At 62.3% G+C, this 16,629-nt stretch carries 18 protein-coding genes; 10 read left to right on the top strand and 8 right to left on the bottom strand.

Annotated elements, in window-relative coordinates:
• Window positions 1-5: 5 nt before the first annotated feature.
• Both ACE3PR_RS00655 and ACE3PR_RS00650 read right to left on the bottom strand, forming a co-directional pair.
• Window positions 6-509 carry an Lrp/AsnC family transcriptional regulator gene (locus ACE3PR_RS00655; RefSeq protein ID WP_374366985.1) on the bottom strand — a complete coding sequence of 168 codons (504 nt, stop codon included), beginning with the start codon at window positions 507-509 and terminating at the stop codon, window positions 6-8.
• Window positions 510-622: 113 nt separating this feature from the next.
• Window positions 623-760, bottom strand: a complete 138-nt coding sequence (locus ACE3PR_RS00650; protein ID WP_374366983.1) for a hypothetical protein — start codon at window positions 758-760, stop codon at window positions 623-625.
• A 338-nt stretch (window positions 761-1,098) separates the two neighbouring features.
• Here ACE3PR_RS00650 and trxB point away from each other — a divergent pair, with 338 nt between their 5' ends.
• Both trxB and ACE3PR_RS00640 read left to right on the top strand, forming a co-directional pair.
• Window positions 1,099-2,067: a thioredoxin-disulfide reductase gene (trxB, locus tag ACE3PR_RS00645; RefSeq protein ID WP_374366980.1), complete on the top strand. Its 969-nt coding sequence runs from the start codon at window positions 1,099-1,101 to the stop codon at window positions 2,065-2,067.
• A gap of 87 nt (window positions 2,068-2,154) precedes the next feature.
• Window positions 2,155-3,051, top strand: a complete 897-nt coding sequence (locus ACE3PR_RS00640) for a LysR family transcriptional regulator (protein ID WP_374366977.1) — start codon at window positions 2,155-2,157, stop codon at window positions 3,049-3,051.
• On the opposite strand, the gene ACE3PR_RS00635 is transcribed toward ACE3PR_RS00640, so the two are convergent.
• Together ACE3PR_RS00635 and ACE3PR_RS00630 are read right to left on the bottom strand one after the other, a co-directional pair.
• On the bottom strand, window positions 3,052-3,720 hold the full coding sequence (locus tag ACE3PR_RS00635) for a histidine phosphatase family protein (RefSeq protein WP_374366975.1): 669 nt from the start codon (window positions 3,718-3,720) through the stop codon (window positions 3,052-3,054).
• 175 nt (window positions 3,721-3,895) lie between these two features.
• Complete coding sequence (locus ACE3PR_RS00630; protein ID WP_374366973.1) at window positions 3,896-4,387, bottom strand: hypothetical protein; 492 nt, start codon at window positions 4,385-4,387, stop codon at window positions 3,896-3,898.
• 575 nt (window positions 4,388-4,962) lie between these two features.
• Here ACE3PR_RS00630 and ACE3PR_RS00625 point away from each other — a divergent pair.
• On the top strand, window positions 4,963-5,337 hold the full coding sequence (locus tag ACE3PR_RS00625; protein ID WP_374366972.1) for a hypothetical protein: 375 nt from the start codon (window positions 4,963-4,965) through the stop codon (window positions 5,335-5,337).
• Between the two features lie 121 nt (window positions 5,338-5,458).
• Here ACE3PR_RS00625 and ACE3PR_RS00620 read toward each other — a convergent pair whose 3' ends face one another.
• The gene (locus ACE3PR_RS00620) at window positions 5,459-6,046 is read right to left on the bottom strand and encodes a hypothetical protein (protein ID WP_374366970.1); all 588 of its coding nucleotides are present in this window, start codon (window positions 6,044-6,046) and stop codon (window positions 5,459-5,461) included.
• A gap of 424 nt (window positions 6,047-6,470) precedes the next feature.
• Between ACE3PR_RS00620 and ACE3PR_RS00615 the strand changes: the two genes are divergently transcribed.
• The 3 genes from ACE3PR_RS00615 to ACE3PR_RS00605 all read left to right on the top strand — a co-directional run bounded on the left by ACE3PR_RS00615 (window position 6,471) and on the right by ACE3PR_RS00605 (window position 8,907).
• The gene (locus tag ACE3PR_RS00615) at window positions 6,471-6,701 is read left to right on the top strand and encodes a hypothetical protein (protein WP_374366968.1); all 231 of its coding nucleotides are present in this window, start codon (window positions 6,471-6,473) and stop codon (window positions 6,699-6,701) included.
• Window positions 6,702-6,796: 95 nt separating this feature from the next.
• A complete protein-coding gene (locus ACE3PR_RS00610) occupies window positions 6,797-7,546 on the top strand; it encodes a DUF1194 domain-containing protein (protein ID WP_374366966.1) in 750 nt (249 codons plus the stop codon).
• 182 nt (window positions 7,547-7,728) lie between these two features.
• A complete protein-coding gene (locus ACE3PR_RS00605; protein ID WP_374366964.1) occupies window positions 7,729-8,907 on the top strand; it encodes an MFS transporter in 1,179 nt (392 codons plus the stop codon).
• Here ACE3PR_RS00605 and ACE3PR_RS00600 read toward each other — a convergent pair.
• The gene (locus tag ACE3PR_RS00600) at window positions 8,904-11,012 is read right to left on the bottom strand and encodes a methyl-accepting chemotaxis protein (RefSeq protein ID WP_374366962.1); all 2,109 of its coding nucleotides are present in this window, start codon (window positions 11,010-11,012) and stop codon (window positions 8,904-8,906) included. The genes ACE3PR_RS00605 and ACE3PR_RS00600 overlap by 4 nt on opposite strands.
• 273 nt (window positions 11,013-11,285) lie before the next feature.
• On the opposite strand from ACE3PR_RS00600, the gene ACE3PR_RS00595 reads away from it, so the two are divergent.
• The gene (locus ACE3PR_RS00595) at window positions 11,286-11,813 is read left to right on the top strand and encodes a PAS domain-containing protein (protein WP_374366960.1); all 528 of its coding nucleotides are present in this window, start codon (window positions 11,286-11,288) and stop codon (window positions 11,811-11,813) included.
• Here the strand turns inward: ACE3PR_RS00595 and ACE3PR_RS00590 are convergent.
• Window positions 11,810-12,487: a TetR/AcrR family transcriptional regulator gene (locus ACE3PR_RS00590; protein WP_374366958.1), complete on the bottom strand. Its 678-nt coding sequence runs from the start codon at window positions 12,485-12,487 to the stop codon at window positions 11,810-11,812. The two genes, ACE3PR_RS00595 and ACE3PR_RS00590, sit on opposite strands and share 4 nt — an antisense overlap.
• A 156-nt stretch (window positions 12,488-12,643) precedes the next feature.
• Between ACE3PR_RS00590 and ACE3PR_RS00585 the strand changes: the two genes are divergently transcribed.
• Both ACE3PR_RS00585 and ACE3PR_RS00580 read left to right on the top strand, forming a co-directional pair.
• Window positions 12,644-13,729: an HlyD family secretion protein gene (locus ACE3PR_RS00585; RefSeq protein ID WP_374366956.1), complete on the top strand. Its 1,086-nt coding sequence runs from the start codon at window positions 12,644-12,646 to the stop codon at window positions 13,727-13,729.
• A 46-nt stretch (window positions 13,730-13,775) separates the two neighbouring features.
• Window positions 13,776-15,317 carry a DHA2 family efflux MFS transporter permease subunit gene (locus ACE3PR_RS00580; RefSeq protein ID WP_374366954.1) on the top strand — a complete coding sequence of 514 codons (1,542 nt, stop codon included), beginning with the start codon at window positions 13,776-13,778 and terminating at the stop codon, window positions 15,315-15,317.
• Between the two features lie 28 nt (window positions 15,318-15,345).
• On the opposite strand, the gene ACE3PR_RS00575 is transcribed toward ACE3PR_RS00580, so the two are convergent.
• Entirely contained in the window at window positions 15,346-16,053 is a 708-nt protein-coding gene (locus ACE3PR_RS00575) for a DUF2272 domain-containing protein (RefSeq protein WP_374366952.1), read from the bottom strand.
• A gap of 65 nt (window positions 16,054-16,118) precedes the next feature.
• On the opposite strand from ACE3PR_RS00575, the gene rlmH reads away from it, so the two are divergent.
• A complete protein-coding gene (rlmH, locus tag ACE3PR_RS00570; protein ID WP_374366950.1) occupies window positions 16,119-16,589 on the top strand; it encodes a 23S rRNA (pseudouridine(1915)-N(3))-methyltransferase RlmH in 471 nt (156 codons plus the stop codon).
• Window positions 16,590-16,629: the final 40 nt, after the last annotated feature.

Genomic DNA, 16,629 nt, shown 5'->3' with positions numbered 1-16,629 from the left:
CGCGCTCAATCGTCAGCGACCGGCTCGGCGCCGCCCTCGACATCGATCGGCACGCCCGGCTCGTGCTTCGCGGTGCGGATGGCGAGGGCCGATTTCACATGGCTGACATTGGGTGCCGCCGTGAGGTTGGTGGTGAGGAAGCGCTGATAGGCATCCCAATCATGGGCGACGATCTTCAACAGAAAATCGGTCTCACCGGCCAGCATGTGGCATTCGCGCACCTGCGGCCAGGAGAGGACGCGCGCTTCGAAGGCCTTCAAGTCGGTCTCGGCTTGGCTGGAAAGACCCACTTGAGCAAAGACGGTGACACCGAAACCTAATGCCTCGGCGTTTACATCCGCATGGTAGCCTTTGAGATAACCGGCCTTTTCAAGTGCCCGCACACGCCGCAGGCAAGGCGGGGCCGAGATGCCGGCGCGCTTGGCGAGATCGACATTGGTCATGCGGCCATCAGCTTGAAGATCGGCCAGAATCTTCAAATCGATCTTGTCCAGGCGAGCTCGGCGCATGTAACGATTCCCTCGATTCGGCTGCGTTGGCGCAATTATATTGCAGGACATTTTATTTCGCCAGCGCCGAAACTCGGCCGGCAAACGATCCCGATCGGGGGATTTTCAGCCGCTTAGATCCAGCTGAGGAGGACGATTCCCAAGGCAAGAATGGCGAGGCCGGTGGATGTCAGCAGGACGATCCGCATCCGGCCGCTCTTTTCGCCGGAGCGGGCCTCTTCCGCCGGGACGTGTTTGGGATCGTGAGTCATGCTGCACTCCTGATTCAGGGCCAGGGACCGCACACCTGCGCGGACCCTGCTCCTAGGCCGAACGCCCAGCCGCCGCCGGAGTTCTCTCCCTTTCCGCACGGGGTCGCCAGAAATTGTCCTTTCCATGCCGATGCATAGCTCGAACCAGCCGGAGAGCTTGGCTTTTTAGCGTTATTTTCTCAGCTATTCCTGCGGTGCATGGCTTGGAATCAGGCCGCGCGATCTCTATTCTTTATGGAATGGCTGGCGCCTTCCCGAGTCCCCCGCGACGGATCATCCGGCCCGGTGACCGGAACAGCGCCGCCCATCCATTCCCGATCCCGCCAAGGACGTGCGCCATGTCTCAAGAAATCCACACCAAGGCCCTCATCATCGGTTCCGGCCCGGCCGGCTATACCGCCGCCATCTATACCGCGCGCGCCAATCTGAAGCCGATCCTGGTCCAGGGCCTGCAGCCCGGCGGGCAGATGACCATCACCACCGATGTCGAGAATTATCCGGGCTTCGCCGATGTGATCCAGGGCCCCTGGCTGATGGAGCAGATGCAAAAACAGGCCGAGCATGTCGGCACGCGGATGATCTATGACACCATCGTCGAGGTCGACCTCTCGCGCCGGCCCTTCCGGGCGGTGGGCGATTCCGGCGATGTCTATGTGGCCGAGACCCTCATTATCGCCACCGGCGCCCAGGCGCGCTGGCTGGGCCTTCCTTCCGAGCAGAAATTCCGCGGCTTCGGCGTCTCGGCCTGTGCCACCTGCGACGGTTTCTTCTTCCGCGAGAAGGAAGTGGTGATCGTGGGCGGCGGCAATACGGCGGTCGAAGAGGCGATCTATCTCACCAATCATGCGACCAAGGTCACCATGATCCATCGCCGCGATCATTTCCGCGCCGAGAAGATCATGCAGGACCGCCTGTTCCGCAACCCGAAGATCAAGGTGGTGTGGAACAGCGTCGTCGAGGAAGTGCTGGGCGAGAGCGATCCGGCGGGCGTCACCGGCGTCAAGGTGAAGAACGTCGTGACCGGCGAGGTGACGACGATCCCCGCCGACGGCTTCTTCGTGGCGATCGGCCATTCGCCGGCCACCGAACTCTTCAAGGGCAAGCTGCCGCTCGACAATGAAGGCTATCTCATTACCAAGCCGGACAGCACCGCGACAGATATCCCCGGCGTCTTTGCCGCCGGCGACGTCAAGGACAAGGTGTTCCGCCAGGCGGTGACCGCCGCCGGTATGGGCTGCATGGCGGCGCTGGAAGCCGAACGCTTCATCGCCGCGCACGAGCACGAAACGGCGCAGGCGGCGGAATAGCCATCCAGGCATTGTCGCTGGCGTCGGTCGGGGGAACGATTATCGGGGGAGCGCATCCAGCAATGGATGCCATGGGATCGAATGAAAATGGATTGGGATAAACTCCGGATCTTCCACGCCGTCGCCGAGGCCGGCTCCTTCACCCATGCGGGCGAGGTGCTCAATCTCAGCCAATCGGCGGTGTCGCGTCAGATCTCCTCGCTGGAGGAGAGCCTTAACGTGGCCCTCTTCCACCGCCATGCCCGCGGCCTGATCCTCACCGAACAGGGCGAGCTCCTCTATCGCACCGCCCATGAGGTGTTCTCGAAACTCGCCATGGCGGAAGCCCAATTGGCGGAATCGAAAGACCGGCCCAAGGGCCAGCTCAAGGTGACGGCGACCCAGGCCTTCGGCTCGTCCTGGCTCACCCCTTGCCTGCTCGAATTCATCGATCTCTATCCCGATGTCGAGGTCGATCTGGTGCTGGAAGACCGCGAGCTCGATCTATCGATGCGCGAGGCGGATGTCGCCATCCGCATGGCGCCGCCTCGCCAGCCGGAACTCATTCAGCGCCATCTGATGACGGTGCATCTCAACATCTACGCGGCACCGGCTTATTTGAAGCGCCACACCATCCCCAAGGTGCCGGAGGATCTCGACCAGCATCGCATCATCGTTTATGGCAACGATACGCGCCCGCCGGTCGAGGACATGGATTGGCTGCTGACCGCCGGCACCCGCAAGGACAAGCCGCGCCGGCCGATCCTCAAGGTGAATTCGGTCTATGCCATCCTGCGCGCGGTGCAGAGCGGATTGGGCATCGCCAGCCTGCCGGAATTCATGGTGGGCGAAGGCACCAGCCTGGTGCGGGTGCTCCCTGAATTGCAGGGGCCGCGGATTGACGCCTATTTCGTCTATCCGGAAGAGCTCAGGAATTCAAAGCGCATCCAGGTCTTCCGCGATTTCCTGCTCCGGAAAGTCGCCGAAGGCCGCATGCAGGGCTGATCACCACCAGCCCGGTTCGGCGGCTTCCTGCCAATCGTCCAGTTCGAGCTTGGCGAGAATGGTGAAGCTGCCTTTGCCGTCCGGCTGCACCACGACCGCGTCGGCACGGCCGAGCTGAATGCCGGCCAGCTTGATGAACTGCTCGTCATTGCCGACGATGATTGTGTTGGTCTTCGGCGCGGGCGGCGTCGAGAGAACCTGCTTCACGAAATTGGGGTCATAGACGCGGGGATCCAGTTCCAGATCCTCGACATGGCCGAAGGCCAGCATGGCGGTGTCGCGCGTGCGGCATTGCGCATTGGCGATGATGCGATCGACCGGGATATTGAGTTCGCGGAAATAGTGACCGAGCGTCTGCGCCTGCTCGCGGCCTTTGGGCGTCAGATTGCGCTGCACGCTGCAATCGGCGAAAGCTTCCAGCGGGGAATGCTGATTCAAGGCTTCCTTCGGTCCCTTGTAGCGGTCCGCGTGGCGTAGATAAACGACATAGCCGCCTTGCTGGAGGCTGCTGATGGCATGTGCCTCATCAAGCTCATTGTCGAGGGCCCAGGCGCCGCAGCCCAAAGCCAGCACGCTGAGGCAGCCCGCAAGAAACCGGAATGCGCCCCGACCCCGAACCACATGCGACAGCCGGTGGCCCGATTTGGACGCAAACGATGAGAACGACATGGATGACTCCAAGGAAACGAAAGACGGTGAACTCGCCAGACCTCTAAAGATCACAGACCTCTAAAGATCACAGGAATCATGACAAAAAGCTGACAGCGCGGCAGAACTCGTCATCACAAACACAATTTTTTCGTGAAGATTGGGTGAAGCTGGGACTGCCGCCCTTAACCACACCTCATTCGGGGCGTCTGCCGGCGACCAAAGCCTCGATCCGGGCGTCCTTCTTGGCGTTGTTGATGACCAGGACGGCATGCGCCGCCGCGATCAGCCAGATGACAAATCCCGGCGAACCGCCGAGGAAGAGGCTGAAAATGAAAACCAGCCAGGCCAGGATATAGAGCAGCAGGTTGAAGATTGCCTGGAAAATCTTCCCATAAAGCAGCAGCGCCAGGGGCGGAAAAATCAGGGCGACCAGGTAAATCATCTGCGCGTTCTTCTCCTTGAGCCCCCTTTGCCGGCGGGCGACCTTGCTAAAAATAGGACGCCGCGGCGCCTTGGCAAGCGGGTGGGGCACCGCCCAAGGAACGGGCGGTTGAAAGCATGAAATTGCATCATCTAATGCAGCCGCGACAGAAACGTCGCTTTCCATAAACTCTTCCGAGTCGATAGGGAATTCGCGCCGGCCACAGTGATTGCGCTGCCAGAGACCCGCGAAAACTGCAATCATGCACCCTGCGACAGATTGGCCCGACCTTAGAATCGCACCCGCCACATAGGTGTAACTATCTGAAAAACATCATATCCAGCGTTATGCAGCACGCGCATGCCGCGTCTGTGAATTTGAGTCTGGTGGCTCGCTGGGAATTCTCTATTCTGCCCCTGTGCCGGTCAGCCACACTGTTGCATAATTGCTACAGCAGGAACCTTTCTTGGTTCGGATGGTTGACCAGTCACGATGCCGCCACAATGTCTTGGCAGAGTGGTTGGCGACACAGAGTTTCGAAGCGATCGCTTCACATCGAATTCGGGCGCGATGCCCGGATGGGGTCTTCGGACCCTACGTCTCCCAGACGTAAAGCCTCCCTGTTTAACTTGCCGGGCCTCGTGCCCGGCAATTTTTTTGGTTAAATGGGTTAGCACGGTTCGGTCAACCCCTCGGCCGCAGCGGCGGCATCTATGGGGCATATGTGGGGCAATCCGGGATGACTGCTATGAGGCATCAGTCATTGGACGGATGAAGCCGCAAGGCGTAGTCTTTTGCGCAGACACCGCGCGATATTAGGTGCTTGGCTGGAGCGTGACATGACACCTATGGAGATCGGGACAACTGTCGTGCTTGGAATTGTTACCCTTGTGGCGGGTTATAGCGCGCTCCAAACGTCGCGCCTCGATACAGCCTTCGATTCCATCGCAGAGGTTCGTGTACAGGTCGCGACCACCGGTAAGGACGTCGAATACATTCGCCGGGACATGGACGAGATAAAGGCGCTGGTTACGAGCATTGACGGCAAACTCGCATCCGCCGATCCCCTTAAGAAGCCAACTACTTACGCCGTGAAAGATATAGGGGGTTTCAGCGAGTACATGCGGAAGGTCAATGCGGAAGGTCCTCTCTACATCTTTTCCGACGACCCCTCGACTGAGGATCTGATCCAAACCTACATTAAGAACCAGTAGGCTGAGTCCATTTGGCGTCTATTGCGGCGCCGTCCAGCGTCTGAGGTGGAACGACATCCAAATAAGAGTCCACTGCGTGCTTGACCATTGTAGGCCCGTCACGCTACGGCACCGGCGCCCTTCAGCCCGATATCTGAGTCAATTGTTGGAAATAGGCTGTGGCGTGCTCTCGCCATACCTGGTCCAGCGCGGAACGACTCACCGTGGCGATACCCGTGGCCACTCCCAGCAAGAAAGCCGCAGATAAGATCAGATCCGCTGCCACAAAAGCTTCGTCAAAAAGGGGCCGATGCTCGGGATGAAACTCCTTGGGAATGGTGTGGGCGATCACGTATTTGCGCATGGTCTTCAGCTTTCCGACAGCGGGCGAGGCCTTTATTTCCGTGGCCTTCGCCAGGAAGTCCGCCCATGCCTCTACCCTCTCGCTAGGCCCCGTCGGGGGGGCGGACGCCCTCATCACTTCTGCCGCCCTCTCGATTGATCGCTTATCGCTCCCACCTGGGTCGCTGAGGCGGCCCAGCGCCATGCAGAATGACTCCAGTATCGCCGACCGAACCAGAACCGCAGCCGACGTTATTCCGGTGTTGCCGATCCTGGTGGCGACGGCGGGCTCATTGCCGACCTGGAAAAAGGACAGCATCTCAACTGCGCGCTGAGCATCGAGCCAGATAGATTTGGCGATCTCGTTGAGCGGTTCGGGTTGATTCATCTGCGTACCCCTTGCTCGATCACCGTTGGTGGGGGCGATCATAGCAGAGCATACCGACTGCCGAAAAAGGCCTGGGAGCATAACTGCGGGGGCCTTGATCCTGGCCACGCCGCGGCAGGGCATCAGGCGTCGGGGTCGACGGCCAGGCTGCCGCCGGCCAAGCCCGCTCTGGAGATAGCTCGAAAGAGGCGCTAGCTACTCTAAACGTCGAACGGAGGTTTTGATCGCCATTCTCTTCGTAGCGCCCGCATCTCATTCCGTCGACGCCAGGAACGCAAAAGTGCGCGTAAACTGTAATAGAATCCTACGATCAGGATCAGCGTAATCGGCCAATAGTAGAGAGCCGCCATCAAGAATACCGCCGCAAGCTCGATCGGTTCCATTGTCGCCTTCCGCAGGGTATCAAGCGAAGCGATTGTGATCGATGATGCACTGCTACTCCATAGCCTTCGCGGGAGGCCGATTCACATCGGAACAAGCGGGCGCCGGCGGCTGGCAATACCCGACCGATAGCGGCAAGGGCGGCATGGTCTTCATGCATAACGGCGACAACATGGCACGCTATCCCGATCACGGGCCGCACCGGCATTCCCTGGTGCGCGATTCCTGCCAGGCGCTGATCGCCCATAGCGGCACACCGCTCAACCGCTTCTAGCCCCGCGCGTCAGGCAGCGGGTTCCGCGGGCTGGCCAAGGCCGGCATTGCCATGCACAATGGCGTCCCGACCGACCCGGCGCGGAGGAAAGAACCATGCGTTTCTTCTCCACCATGCATACAGCCCTGGCGATCATCAGCCTTGGAATTTGCCTGCGTGGCGGCGAGAGTGCGGCCCAGGACCTTCCCGCGGTCGATGTGGCCCTGGTTCTCGCCGTCGATGCCTCGGGCAGTATTTCACCGGCCGAGTTCCAGTTGCAGAAGGAAGGCATCGCCACCGCGATCACCGATGAGGAGGTGCTGGGCGCCATCACCGCCGGGCGCGAAGGGCGCATCGCCATCGCCTATGTGGAATGGGGCGGCCCGGGCAACGCGACCTTGGGCGTCGAGTGGATGCTGGTGGGAAGCGCGGCCGAGGCCGAAAATTTCGCCGCCACCTTGCTGGCCTCGGAACGATCGACACAGAGCTACAATGCGCTCGGCGACGCCATCGCCCTAGGCACCCAGCTCATCGCCCAATGCCCCTGCCGGGCGAAGCGGCGCGTGATCGACATCTCCGGCGACAATCCCGACAACCGCAGCCTGATGCCGGCGCCAATCGCGCGCGATGCCGCCGTGGCGGCCGGCATCACGGTCAATGCGCTGGCGATCCTGAGCGATGGCAGTCTCGGCGCCGATGGCAGCCCGTGGCTGGTCGAAAATTATCAGGCCAATGTCATCGGCGGCTTCGCGGCTTTCGTCATGCCGGCCGCCGACCGCGCCGATTTCGCGCGCGCCTTGCGGCAGAAGATGATTCTGGAAATCGCCGGCACGATTCCGGACGCCAAGCAGGTTGCCGGCGAGTAGTCTTTTGCGACTGCGAACACGCGCCTGCTCCGCACGCATAGTGGTCGCGTGCGCCGCGCATAACGCATATGCCGCACTCTGGTAATTGAACGAGCGTTCAGGCAGTGTGGCGCCGCGAGACAGATCGGCTTCGCCTTTCGTCATCACCCTTCTTGCGGAGCCCAGGCTTGAATACCCCAGGCGTGAATACCCCAGGCACAATCAATCATGCGGATCAGGACAGGATCGACTGGCGCACCTTGATCGCCGCCTGTGCCGCCGTCTGCGTCTTTGCGTTCTCGCTGGGCGAGATGTTTCCGCTGCTGGCGCTCAACATGGAAAGCTGGGGCGTCAGCGAAGCCATGATCGGCCTCAACACCGCGATGGCCCCGGTCGGCATTCTCCTGGCTGGGCTCATCATTCCGCTCCTGTCGCATGCTTTCGGCGGCAAGCGCGTCGCCATCTTCATGGCGAGCGCCACCGGCCTGCTGTTCCTGCTCTATCCGACCTTTCCCAGTCTCTGGGCCTGGTTTCCCCTGCGCCTGTTGCAGGGCATCTTCGTCGCCACCCTGTTCGCGCTCAGCGAAGCCTGGGTGCTGGGGAATGCCAAGGGGGCGATCCGCGGCCGCGTCGTCGGTATCTATGCGACCAGCATTTCGGCCACCTTCGGTGTCGGCGCCGCCGTCGTCGGCTGGACGGGGATCGCCGGCTATCTGCCCTTTGTCATCGGCGCAGGGATTCTGTTCCTCGCGGTCCTTCCCATCAGCATGGTTTCGGCCGATGCCGATGGCGATGAGGACCGGCAGCACGTCTCGATGCTGAGCTTTCTCCCGAAGGCGCCGCTCCTGCTCTTTGCCATCGTCGTCCACGCGATGTTCGACGGCGGCATGCTGGGCTTCCTCTCGGTCTATGGCGTGCGCCACGGCATGGATGACAGCACCGCAGCACTCACCATCACGGCGCTCTCGCTGGGCAACGTCTTCTTCCAGATTCCCATCGGCTGGATCGCCGATCGCACCTCGAAGCGCAAGACCATGGTCGGCTGCTTCCTGGTGGCATCCACCTGCCTCGCCATGATGCCCTTCGCCATCGCCACAATTCTCATCTGGCCGCTGGTTCTGGTCGCGGGTGCTGCCGGCTTCGGCATCTATACGGTGGGCCTCGCGGAACTCGGCGACCGCTTCTCCGGCCCCGATCTCATCGCCGGCACCTCGGCCTTCTCGACCATGTGGGGGCTGGGGGCCCTCATCGGCGCCGCCATCTGCGGCGTGGCCATGGACGTCTTCGGCCCGCACGGCTTTCCGCTCACCCTGCTTGCCGTGTTCATCGCCTATCTCGTGATCCTGGCGCTGATCACCTGGCGGCGGCAGCGGCGCGCCTAGACGGCCTTGACGCCTTCCAGGAAGGATTGCACGTGGCGGCGGAGCTCGTCAGATTTTTCGGTCAGTTCCTGCGCCGCACCCAGCACCTGCTGTGCCGCCGAGCCGGTCATGTCGGCGGCCTGATTGACGCCGCTGATATTCTGGCTGACCTGGTTGGTGCCGTCGGCCGCTTCCTGAACGTTGCGCGCGATCTCCCTGGTGGCGGCACCCTGCTGGACCACGGCGGAGGCGATCGAGCTCACGATCTCGTTGATCTGCGAAACCGTGCCGGCGATGCCGCGAATGGCGGTGACCGCCTCCGAGGTCGCGTTCTGCACGGCGGCGATCTGGGCCGCGATCTCGTCCGTGGCATTGCCGGTTTGCGTGGCGAGGTTCTTCACTTCGGACGCCACCACGGCGAAGCCCTTGCCGGCATCCCCGGCCCGCGCCGCCTCGATCGTGGCGTTCAAGGCAAGGAGATTGGTCTGGCCGGCAATGTCGTTGATGAGCTGCACCACGGCGCCGATCTTGTCGGCGGCGGCATGGAGGCCCTCCACCAGTTGATTGGTGGCATCGGCCTGGCCGGAGGCAGCACTGGCGATACGGGCGCATTCATCGACCTGGCGCGAGATTTCCGAGACCGAGGCATTCAGCTCCTCGGTCGCCGAGGCCACCGTCTGCACATTGCCTGAGGCCTCGGCCGAGGCATTGGCGACGGCGGAGGCGCGGCTCGCCGTGTCGCCTGCAGTCTGCGTCATCGAATTCGCCGTGCCCTGCATGCGCTGGGCGGCATTCGACAAGGTCTCCAGCACATTGCGGACGGCCAGTTCGAAACCGTCGGTGAGCTCGCCGATGCGGATGGCGCGGGCCTCGCGCCGGGCCTGGGAGGCCGCTTCCCTGGCGGCGAGATCGCGCGCCTGGATCATGCCGTCCTTGAACACGCTGACCGCACCCGCCATGTCGCCGATCTCGTTCCGAAGCTCGGTATCCGGCACGGCGACATCGAGATTGCCGCTGGACAGTTCCCCCATGACCCGGGTCATGCGGGTGATCGGTCGGGTGGTCATGCGGATGATCCAGAAGGCGATGCCGAAAGCGAGCAGCAGACCCGCCACCAGCATGCCGACCATGACGATCTGGAGATTGCCGGCGCTCCTGATGGCCGTGGTGCCGTCGCCGGCCAGGAGGCTCGCCTGACGGTCGACCAGGCCACCGTGACGCGCCCCGTCCTCGCCACGCGCACCGCTCAGCAATACCAGGATCTCTTCCGAAAGCGGCGCCACATCGCCATTGAGTTGCTTCTGCGCCAGATTCCAATCCTCGGATTTACGGATCGTGATGATCTGTTCAGGCAGAACCGCGAATTTCTCATGCGTCAGTGTCAGGGTCTTGTAGGCGCCCTTCTGGCCGGTGGTGAAGAGGCCCGACATCTTTTCCAGGGTCTTGAGGCGGCTGGCCGTCACCTTCCAGTTGCGGTCGAATTCCTTCTGGAACACCTCGTCACCGGTCATCACCAGCGCGCGCAAGCTTGCTTGCGCCAGCGAGAAGGCGGTGCGGAGATCGGAAAGTGCGATCAGCAATTCCTTGCGCTCTTCGGTCGCGGCCTGCGCGAATTCCTCGTTCATCATGCCGGCGACGCTCTTCAATGTCGCGGTGATCAGCTTGTTGCCCTGCTCGTCCAGCATCTTCAGCGCCGGCTGCTCGTCGGGGCTGTTGGCGATGGCCTCGGCGGCATCCTGGGCCGCCCTGAATTTCGTCAGCAATTCCTTGATGCGGGCCCAATCTTCGAGATCGCGCGGCTCCGACCAATCCGCCGCCAGCGCGTCGATCGCCACGACATTCCCATCGATGCGCTGCCAGACATCGGCGCGGGCCTGCTTGAAGGTTTCATTGCCGGTCAGCATCCAGTCGCGCAGGGATGCGAGCGAGCTTTGCACATTGGCCACCAGCTCGCTGCCCGAAGTGGTCATGGGCAGGCGTTCTTCGACCATGCGCTGGGTGATGACCGCAGATTGGCGCGCCTGCCAGAAATTGACCGCGATCACCAGAACCAGGATCGCCGAAATGGCGCTGAAACCGACCAGCAGCAAGGTCTTGATGCGAAGATTGGCCAAGCCAGCGAACATCCGGTCGATCCCTTTTCCACTTTTTCCGACACCCGAATCCGAGCCTAGCGAGAGAGGGTTAATGATTTACGATCCCGTCGCCGCTACCCGAAAAAGTCGCGCGCTTTCAGGCCCCGGACTCGCCTGACAACGTCTCCGAAGCCGCAGGGGCCGACAATGGCTCGCTTACAAATTAGAAAAATCAATACCCGATAATGTGTGCTGACAAGAGGTCCATCCGGCGCCTCCGACCGTACCGCTGTCATGGTCACCTTGAGAGAGCACCCATCGATCATGAACAGTTTTGCCCAATCGGTCCGCCTGCACCGGGACATTCCGCTTACCGATATCGGCCAATACCCCGATTTGGCCATGGCATTGCAGGCCTGGCAGGTATCGGATGACAGGCGCATCCCGAGCCGGGTTGATCCACTCAACCTGCCCAAGGCCTTGCTGCCTTATGTCATGCTGCTGGATCTGGAAGAGGAACCGGGCCGGATCGGCCTGCCCTATCGCCTGCGCGTGCGCTTGGCCGGCACGTACGTCTGCGACAAATACGGCAGCGAGATGAAAGGGCGCACGACCGACGATTTCTTTGCGCCGCAGGATGCCAGCCATGTGGTGGAAGCGGCCCTCACCGTGGCGCGTCTCGGCCTGCCGAGCCTGGCCGAGCGGCATTACGTGAATCTCGACGACGGGATCTGGTCTTACGTACGGCTGATTGCGCCGCTGTCACGGGATGGAAGGCGCATCAACAGCTTCTTCAAAGTGCTGGATCCGGCGACCCTGCGCCAGGACGGCAGGCAACCACGTTCCGTTTAGCTTCTCGCGCCGGGAACGCCGAAACTCCGGAGGAACATCTCGACGGCGCCGTTGACGACCGTCTCGGCATCCGGCGATTCAGGATCGGGCGTGTTGAGCAGCACCTGCATGTAAAGCGGCCCCCTGACCATGCCGCAGAACAGCTCGGCGGCGAGGCGCGGATTCTCGATCTTGAGCTGGCCCTTCTCGATCGCCTCGACCAGAAAACTGGTCAGCAGCCGCTTGAAGGCGCGCGGGCCGGATTCATACCAGCCGCGCGCGAGATCCGGAAAGCGAGGACCTTCCGCCACGATGATCCGGTAGATCGCCATGGTTCGCGGTGCCAGAAGGAAGGATGCCACGGCATGGCCGATCCGTGTGAGCGCCGCGCGGATATCCGGCGCGTCGCGCACTTCGGGCATCACCGTCTCCGCATAGGTGCGGCAGGCGCGGCTGACGATGGCGACGAAGAGCTGTTCCTTGCTGTCGAAATAGGCGTAGACGGTCGCCTTCGAGACGCCCGCCGATTTCGCGATCTGATCCATGCTGACCGCGGCAAAACCATGCTCGGTGAAGAGCCCGCGCGCCGCTTCCACGATCTGCGCGGCCTTGGCCGTCAGTTCGGCCCCCGTTTCAGAGGGCAAAAGGAAGTCGGTGGCGGCCGCCTTGTCCTTTTCGAGCAGAGCATTGGCCATGGGCAGGACCATTTTCCTTAGGTGAATCCGGCGACAACTAAACTAGTCGGTTTAGTTTACCCTTGACAGGTGGGGATCGGCAAGCCATTTTCAAGCCATATTGAACTGAACAGTTCAGTTCAAACCTTCATTCCTTTTGTCGATCGGAGTTCCGCCATGCGCAAGCTCATCCTGCGTTCAGGCATTGCCCTCTCTCTCCTCGCCGCCGCCAGCGGTGGCTATTACTGGTGGCAGCAGATCCGCTTTTTCGAAAGCACCGACAATGCCTATGTCGAAGGCGACATCTCGGTGATCAGCCCCCGCATCGAAGGCTATATCGCCGAGGTCGCCGTCGGCGACAATCAGGCGGTTCATGCCGGCGACGTGCTGGTCACGATCGAGGATTCCGATTTCCGCGCCCGAGTGGCCCAGGCGGAAGCGGTTCTCCTCGGCGCGCAGGCCAGCCTCGTCACCGTCGACAGCCAGATCACCTATCAGGATGCGCGCATCGCCGAGATGATCGCCGCGGAACGCTCGGCCAATGCCGAGCTTACCCGCGCGCGCCAGGAATTCGAGCGCAACAAGAAGCTCATTGCCGGCAAGATCATCGGCACGCAGGAAATGGACGATACCACCGCCACCAAACTGAAGGCCGAGGCCGAGGTGTCGCGCATATCGGCAAGCCTGGTGGCCGAACGCGCGCAAAAGGGCGTACTGGAAGCCAACCGCGCCGAAGCCCTCGCCAAGGTGGACGAGGCGGATGCCAATCTGCGCCTCGCCCGCAACGACCTCGAAAAGACCGTGATCCGGGCACCCATCGACGGCGTCATCGGCAACCGCGCGGTCCGTATCGGGCAATTCGTGCAGCCCGGCTCGCAATTGCTGTCGCTAGTGCCCAACGACGTCCACATCGTCGCCAATTTCAAGGAAACGCAGATCGGCGACATGCAGCCGGGCCAGGCCGTCAAGGTGACGGTCGATGCCTTCCCGGATCGTCCGGTGATCGGCATCGTCGACAGTTTCTCGCCCGCATCGGGCACCGAATTCAGCCTGCTGCCGGCCGAGAATGCGACCGGCAATTTCACCAAGATCGTGCAGCGCGTGCCGGTGCGCATCGCCCTCAAGGACAATGCCGCCTTGAACGGCCTGCTGCGCCCGGGCCTCTCGGTCGTGGTCAGCGTCGACACGAAATCGGCCGCCGATCCGCGCCTTGCCGCGGGCACCGGCTGGCTGTTCGGTGCCGCCCAGGCCGCCAGCAAGTAACCTTCCTACCTGTTATCGGCCAACCGTTTTCGGAAAGACTTGAATCATGCCCGACCGGGCACTGACAACGCGCGACTGGATCGGCTTCATGGCGATGGTGGTCGGCATGTTCATGGCGATCCTGGACATCCAGATCGTCTCGAGCTCGCTCAACGAAATCCAGGCCGGCATCGCCGCCAGTTCCGACGAGGCGACCTGGATCCAGACCTCCTATCTCATCGCCGAGGTGATCTCGATCCCGCTATCGGGCTTCATGGCGCGGCTCGTCTCGACTCGCATCCTCTTCACGTTCTCGGCCATTGGCTTCACGCTGGCCAGCATGCTCTGCGCCATGGCCTGGGACATCAATTCGATGATCGTCTTCCGCGCCCTGCAAGGCTTCATCGGCGGCGCGATGATCCCGACCGTCTTCGCCGCCGCCTTCACCGTCTTTCCGCCGGCGCGGCGCAACATGCTCTCGGTCCTGATGGGCCTGGTGGCCACCATGGCGCCGACCCTGGGGCCGACCGTCGGCGGCTACATCACCGAAATCTCCAGCTGGCACTGGCTGTTCCTTGCCAACCTTCTGCCCGGCATTCTGGTCGCGATCTCGGTCTGGATCCTGGTCGATTTCGACAAGCCGGATTGGTCGCTGCTGCCGGGCCTGGATTACCTCGGCCTTCTCTTGATGGCGCTGTTCCTGGGCAGCCTTGAATATGTGCTGGAAGAAGGACCGCGCGACGATTGGTTCGAGGATCATCTCATCGCCACCTTCGGCGTGGTGTCGCTGGTTGCCGGCATCGCCTTCCTGTGGCGGGTGCTGAGCTATCGGCAGCCGATTGTCGATATCCGCGCCTTCGCCAACCGGAACTTCCTGATCGGCTCCAGCTTCAGCTTCATCATCGGAATCGGCCTTTACGGCTCGACCTATCTGCTGCCCTTGTTCCTGTCGCATATCCGCGGCTATTCGGCGCTGGATATCGGTATCGTCATGATCGTCACCGGTTCGTTCCAGTTCATGTCGGCGCCGATCGCCGGGCGGCTTGCCGCCTATCTCGATCCGCGCGTCATGCTGGGCTTCGGCCTCGCCATGTTCGGCGCCGGCGCCTATGCGCAATCGCTGCTCACCGCCGAATGGGGCTTCTGGGAGTTCTTCCTGCCCCAGGCCTTGCGCGGTTTCGCGCTCATGTTCCTGTTCATTCCGATCAACGCTGCGGCCCTCGGCACCCTGCCGCCGGAGCGGGTCAAGAATGCGAGCGGTCTCTATAACCTGATGCGTAATCTGGGCGGCGCCGTGGGCTTGGCCGCGATCAATTCGGTGCTCAACGATCGTTTCGCCCTGCATTGGAAGCGGCTGGTGGAAGGCCTGCCGGCGGGCGATCCCAATGTGCAGGCCTTCCTCAACAACGCGCAGCACGGTATCAGCGGGGCCATGGGTGCCATGAGCGAAGAAGGTGCCATCAAGATGCTCGGCAATCTGGTCTATCGCGAGGCGCAGGTGCTCACCATGGCGGATGCGCAATTCCTGATGAGCGCGCTTTTCATCGCCGGCATCTGCCTCGTTCCCCTGCTGCGCCGCCCGCGCGGGCCCGTTCAGGCGGATCATTGAGCGGGCGGATCACTGAGCAGGCGGATCACTAGGGATAGAGATTCTCGAGGATCAGGAACCAGCGGCGGCCGCTTTCGGCGGTGAGATGGCCCTGGGCATCGATCGGCCGTTCGGTGCGCGTGACCGAGTTCCGCACATTGCCGCCGATCGACCAGAGGCGGCCCACGCCGGTCATCACCACGATGTCGCAATGGAGCGTGGCGCCTTCGGGAATTTCGTCGAAGCGCGCGATCTTCTGCCCGGCGCGCGTGGCGCAGACCAGGTCACCGGGTCGCGCTGCATATTCGTCCGGGGGATGCGGCCGCCAATGCCCGTCTTCCGCCGCGATCGCCGCCCGCAGATAGCCGGCATGGGTGGCGCTGGGCGGCATTTCATCGGTGGTGACGCCGGCCTGCGCCATGATCCAGGAGATGAACGCCGCCGACCAAGGCTTGTCGACATCATAGCCGGTCCAATCGGTCCCCACCGCGCGCCAGTATTTTTCCACCAGCTTGGCGCCGGCCTTCTCGTCCTCCCAGGCACCCACCGGATCGATGATCTCGCGGCCCAGCGCATTGAAGCGGATGGTCTGGCCGTTGAAGGCGGCCCATTCCTGTTCGGCGAGGCGCAGGAGGCTGGCGCGGATCGTCTCGGGCGGTGCGACGGGGCGCGGCGGCAGCGCGGCGACGCAACCGGCCAGCATCAGCAGCAGCAAAAGACGCGGGACCGATCGGCTAGGCAGCAGAGTGAGCAGCATGGGGTTGAGCTTAGCCCGCCGCCGCCCCAGAATGAAACACCCTTAGCCCGCGAAAGCGCCGCGTCATGAAAATCCGCATCATCGCCCTGGGCCGCGCCAAAGCCGGCCCGGAGAAAACGCTGGTCGAAACCTATGCCAAGCGTCTGACCTGGCCCAGCGAGCTGATCGAGCTGGAGGCCAAGAAAGGTCTGGAAGGCGCCGAACTGATCGCCGCCGAGGCGGTCCTCATTGAAAAGGCGCTGGCCAAGAACCCAAATGGCAAACGCGCCCTCATCGCCCTCGACGAACGGGGCCAGACCTTCCGCAGCCGCGATTTCGCCAAAAGGATCGGGGCGCTCGGCAATCAGGGCTATAGCGAGATCATCTTCGTGATCGGTGGTGCCGATGGGCTCAGCCCCACGATCCGCGACCGCGCCGATCTGCTCCTTGCCTTCGGCGCCATGACCTGGCCGCATATGCTGGTCCGGGTCCTGCTGATGGAACAGATCTACCGCGCGCAGACCATCCTGGCGGGTCACCCCTATCATCGGGACTGACTTTAAACATATGTACAGAATGGATTTTATCCCTGCCAGG

This window comes from Dongia sp., assembly GCF_041909655.1.
GTDB lineage: Bacteria > Pseudomonadota > Alphaproteobacteria > Dongiales > Dongiaceae > Dongia.
The sequence above is the reverse complement of the archived record's forward strand: the minus strand, read 5'-3'. Positions and strand labels throughout refer to the sequence as shown.

Coding starts and splice junctions, on each gene's coding strand:
- ACE3PR_RS00655 (WP_374366985.1), bottom strand. CDS start 509: ATGCGCCGAGCTCGCCTGGACAAGATCGATTTGAAGATTCTGGCCGAT.
- ACE3PR_RS00650 (WP_374366983.1), bottom strand. CDS start 760: ATGACTCACGATCCCAAACACGTCCCGGCGGAAGAGGCCCGCTCCGGC.
- trxB (WP_374366980.1), top strand. CDS start 1,099: ATGTCTCAAGAAATCCACACCAAGGCCCTCATCATCGGTTCCGGCCCG.
- ACE3PR_RS00640 (WP_374366977.1), top strand. CDS start 2,155: ATGGATTGGGATAAACTCCGGATCTTCCACGCCGTCGCCGAGGCCGGC.
- ACE3PR_RS00635 (WP_374366975.1), bottom strand. CDS start 3,720: ATGTCGTTCTCATCGTTTGCGTCCAAATCGGGCCACCGGCTGTCGCAT.
- ACE3PR_RS00630 (WP_374366973.1), bottom strand. CDS start 4,387: ATGATTGCAGTTTTCGCGGGTCTCTGGCAGCGCAATCACTGTGGCCGG.
- ACE3PR_RS00625 (WP_374366972.1), top strand. CDS start 4,963: ATGACACCTATGGAGATCGGGACAACTGTCGTGCTTGGAATTGTTACC.
- ACE3PR_RS00620 (WP_374366970.1), bottom strand. CDS start 6,046: ATGAATCAACCCGAACCGCTCAACGAGATCGCCAAATCTATCTGGCTC.
- ACE3PR_RS00615 (WP_374366968.1), top strand. CDS start 6,471: ATGATGCACTGCTACTCCATAGCCTTCGCGGGAGGCCGATTCACATCG.
- ACE3PR_RS00610 (WP_374366966.1), top strand. CDS start 6,797: ATGCGTTTCTTCTCCACCATGCATACAGCCCTGGCGATCATCAGCCTT.
- ACE3PR_RS00600 (WP_374366962.1), bottom strand. CDS start 11,012: ATGTTCGCTGGCTTGGCCAATCTTCGCATCAAGACCTTGCTGCTGGTC.
- ACE3PR_RS00595 (WP_374366960.1), top strand. CDS start 11,286: ATGAACAGTTTTGCCCAATCGGTCCGCCTGCACCGGGACATTCCGCTT.
- ACE3PR_RS00590 (WP_374366958.1), bottom strand. CDS start 12,487: ATGGCCAATGCTCTGCTCGAAAAGGACAAGGCGGCCGCCACCGACTTC.
- ACE3PR_RS00585 (WP_374366956.1), top strand. CDS start 12,644: ATGCGCAAGCTCATCCTGCGTTCAGGCATTGCCCTCTCTCTCCTCGCC.
- ACE3PR_RS00580 (WP_374366954.1), top strand. CDS start 13,776: ATGCCCGACCGGGCACTGACAACGCGCGACTGGATCGGCTTCATGGCG.
- ACE3PR_RS00575 (WP_374366952.1), bottom strand. CDS start 16,053: ATGCTGCTCACTCTGCTGCCTAGCCGATCGGTCCCGCGTCTTTTGCTG.
- rlmH (WP_374366950.1), top strand. CDS start 16,119: ATGAAAATCCGCATCATCGCCCTGGGCCGCGCCAAAGCCGGCCCGGAG.